At 60.4% G+C, this 3,107-nt stretch carries 3 protein-coding genes and 1 pseudogene; all 4 read right to left on the reverse strand.

Going from position 1 to position 3,107, the window contains the following annotated elements:
- Window positions 1–372: 372 nt before the first annotated feature.
- Window positions 373–1,953, reverse strand: a pseudogene (gene tnpC / locus F759_RS39890) (IS66 family transposase).
- Window positions 1,954–1,994: 41 nt separating this feature from the next.
- Complete coding sequence (gene tnpB, locus F759_RS0135360) at window positions 1,995–2,351, reverse strand: IS66 family insertion sequence element accessory protein TnpB (protein WP_027803902.1); 357 nt, start codon at window positions 2,349–2,351, stop codon at window positions 1,995–1,997.
- Window positions 2,348–2,548 (reverse strand): hypothetical protein, encoded by a 201-nt coding sequence (locus tag F759_RS41880; protein ID WP_036026272.1) that lies wholly within the window; start codon window positions 2,546–2,548, stop codon window positions 2,348–2,350. Before F759_RS41880 ends, tnpB begins: the two co-directional genes overlap by 4 nt.
- A gap of 24 nt (window positions 2,549–2,572) precedes the next feature.
- Window positions 2,573–2,743 (reverse strand): transposase, encoded by a 171-nt coding sequence (locus tag F759_RS41885; RefSeq protein WP_036026275.1) that lies wholly within the window; start codon window positions 2,741–2,743, stop codon window positions 2,573–2,575.
- Window positions 2,744–3,107: the final 364 nt, after the last annotated feature.

Raw genomic sequence — 3,107 nt, forward strand, 5'->3', positions numbered from 1 at the left:
GTAGCTCACAAGCAAACTGCCTCACTTTTGTGTTCGGTCAAAAATAAGCGTCTTGCCCGTCTTGAACCGCCGCGGGGCGGTTCATCTTGCAGTTAGTCACATCATCTTCGAAACCAGACTTGATCTGGCGTCTGCCAATGGCTGAGCGTTCAGGAAAAGCCGTTGGGACAGGGGACCGATGTTTTTTTAGGGGCAACAAAGTAAGCCCGACTCGGGGCTCGTCAAACGCAGATTATGTTCAAGCGCCGATAGTCTCGCGCCATGGCGAGCTAACCGCAATAATCACCTTGAGCGGCCGGCTAAGGGTAACCGTCCGACGGCGACCGTTCTTGACAGCATGTTGATATCGAACAGTTGAACGCAGCGTTGAGTTCATGCGGCGTCGTGGTGAAGCTCATCGGCGACGACCCATGGCAACAGCTCGTCGCCGCGGTTGACGGGATGCTCGGCAATGCGAGCGATCACGTGGCGCAGGTAGGCCTCGGGATCAAGGCCATTCAGCTTGGCGGTACCAACCAGAATGTAGATAGCGGCCCAGCGTTCGCCGCCGCTGTCAGAACCGAAGTGCAGGAAGTTTTTTCGGCCGAGAGCGACGGCACGTAAAGCGCGTTCGGCGGCGTTGTTGTCGATTTCCACGGCGCCGTCATCGACGTACAGCGTGAGCGCCGTCCACTGATTCAGCGCGTAGTTGATAGCTTCGGCGGTACGCCTTTCTGCGACACCGTGCCCAATGTCGCGCGCAGCCAGATCTCGAAGGCATCGAGTAGCGGACGAGCCTGCTCCTGTTTGACACGTCTTCGTTCCTCCGGTGGCTTGCCGCGAATCGCGGCCTCAATTGCGTACAGTTCGCCGATCCGGTGTAACGCTTCGGTGTTGACCTCGTTTCTGCGCGCGACGAACAGATCGTGGAATTTGCCGCGCGCGTGTGCCATGCATGCCGCCTCACGCACATCACCACCCTCGTAGATCGCGTTGTACCCCGCGAACGCATCGGCCTGCAACGTTCCCCTGAAGTCCTTCAGATGGGCCTGTGGATATTCACCAGCCCTGGTAGGGCTGTATGCGAATCAGACCGCTGGCGCGTCCTTCGAGCCAGCCGGCCGGTCATCCCGAACGTACATCCAGAGCCGACCGGTACGGGTCTTGCCAGTGCCGGGCTCCAGCACAGGTACCGGCGTGTCATCCGCGTGAATCTTCGAGGCGCCCATCACATACCGGCGAACGACCTCTACGAGTGGCCGGAGCAACGCACTGCACTGGCCGACCCAGTCCGCGAGTGTCGAACGGCTGAGTTCCACGCCGTCGCGCGCATAGATCACTGACTGTCGGTATGGGGGACAGAATTTGGCGACCAGTACATGCGCGAGCAGCCCCGGACCGGGCATGCCGCGGTCGATTGGCCGATTGGGCGCAGCCGCCTGCACGATGCAGTCGCAACAGGTACAGGCCTTCTTGAGTCGGTGGTGACGAATCACTCGCCAGTGCCCTGGTACATAGTCAAGTTGCTCGGAAACGTCCTCGCCAAGCGCGCCACCGCATTGCGGACAGCACGCGTCCTCAGGGTGATGTACCACGTCTTCGCGATGCAGATGTTCCGGAAGTGGCTTGCGTCCCGTTGACTTGCCGGGCCTCAGAGCGGGGCTTTGCTGGTGCGTCGACCGTCGCCGCGCCATCGTCGGCCTGCAGATCTTCGAGACGCAATTCCAGTTGCTCGATCTGGCGATCAATCTTCTCCGACTTGCGCCCGAACTGCATGCGCTGGAGCTTCACGATCCACAGCTTCAGGTGCTCGATCTCGAGCGCCCGGTCCGAGAGTGTCTTCCGGAGCGTCGTTACAGTGTCGCGCAGATCCGTGAGCTCGTCTTCGTGCTCGTGTAACGCAGCCTCACGCGCGAGCAGGAGAGCCTTCAAGGCCTCGATATCGTCCGGAAACGTAGCGTCGCAGGATGCCATGCAGGTAGTTTACGCGCGTGCCTTGCGCTACGCCCGGGTTGTCACATACGTTTACAAAGCGCTACAGGGCGCGCTGCATCGACGGGCTGTCGCCAGTCGAATCCTTCGAGCAGAAGTCCGAGTTGAGCGCTGGTCAGCGAGACAACACCGCCGTCAGCACGGGGCCACACAAAGCGCCCACGCTCCTGACGTTTGGCGAACAGGCATAGACCGCCGTCGCGCCAGTACGGGCACTTGATGAGGTCGCCACCTTTGCCCCTGAATACGAAGATGTGGCCAGAGAATGGATCCTTCGCCAGCACGGTCTGCACCTTCGCGGCCAGGCCGTCGAAGCCGCAGCGCATATCCGTAAATCCGGCGGCAACCCAGATGCGCCTGTTTGCGAGCGGACCAATCATCGGCTCAGGCACTGGATCACCACGCGCAGCGTGTCGGGATCGACGCTGCCTTCAACGAGTATCTCGCCTCGTGGCAACTGGATACGTATCTTGCCAGGCGCCGGTGCCAAAGGCGTAGATGCTGCCGGTTCGGCCGCGCCGCTGTCACCGGCCTCATTCACGGTGACCGGCAGCAACGCGCATTCGCGACCGTTCATGGCAAGTCGTCCATCCAGATACTGCTAGCGCCAGTCGAACAGCTGATTCGCGTTCAATTCGTGATTGCGTGCAATCTCCGCCACCGAACGTCCACTGGATAACGTTTCTTCGATAATTTGGCGTTTTTCGTCCACGGTACGCCGACGATACTTCCGGGCGACTTTGACTTCGGAGAACTCAGTCACTGTGTCCATGATTCCTTTATAGACACAGTCACATTTGTGGCCCGGGGAAAGCATGGCTTCACCTTCATCAGGCGTCTATACGGTCAGGGTCGGACGGTTACGGCTAACGTGAATGCCGGCAAACTGCCTTCCTGCTTGAGGCTCTCCAGTTTGCGGCTCATCGCCTAGCAAGCCGGTTCGTCGCCGAGCTTAGGATTCAATAGGCGGGAGGAGAGAACGGTTGCGAGTCGCCCGACACCCCTCGCAGGCAGAAAGCGATAATCGCCGTGGCGTGGGCGGCTTGCTCCGGCGCAGGGTCTGCCGGGTTAATCGTAAGTGGCGCCACCAGGCCCTCAAACAGGCATCCCACGATGCAATCCGCCGAGGCGGCGGC

The sequence above is a fragment of the Paraburkholderia dilworthii genome (genome assembly GCF_000472525.1).
Taxonomy (GTDB): Bacteria; Pseudomonadota; Gammaproteobacteria; order Burkholderiales; family Burkholderiaceae; genus Paraburkholderia; species Paraburkholderia dilworthii.